The organism is Pseudoalteromonas sp. S327 (genome assembly GCF_005886415.1).
GTDB classification, from domain to species: Bacteria; Pseudomonadota; Gammaproteobacteria; order Enterobacterales; family Alteromonadaceae; genus Pseudoalteromonas; species Pseudoalteromonas atlantica.
Window position 1 is genome coordinate 1 of the sequence record NZ_PNDP01000150.1, and the last position, 221, is coordinate 221.

A 221-nucleotide genomic window follows, 5' to 3' on the forward strand; every position below is an offset into this window, starting at 1 on the left:
TCACTTTTATTTGCGGCTCATAACAGGCGGCATGAATGGGCAGCTTCCCCATAGCTTGCATAAAAAACTGCGCATTTAGCTTATTAACTAAGGTTATTTTTTCATTGTTATGGGCTATTTCAGGCCAATAAACTTTTAAGGCGGATCCTACATTAAACTGCAAAACAGAGCGGGCTATCACATGAAGCGACTGGTTCATAAACACTTATTCGCCTTCGCTT

Annotated in this window: 1 protein-coding gene; it reads right to left on the reverse strand. The window is 40.7% G+C overall.

Annotated features, from left to right (window positions below; translation table 11 throughout):
• The coding region (locus tag CWB60_RS20515; protein WP_138628028.1) for a hypothetical protein at window positions 1-199 on the reverse strand (199 nt) is incomplete at its 3' end.
• Between the last annotated feature and the right edge of the window lie 22 nt (window positions 200-221).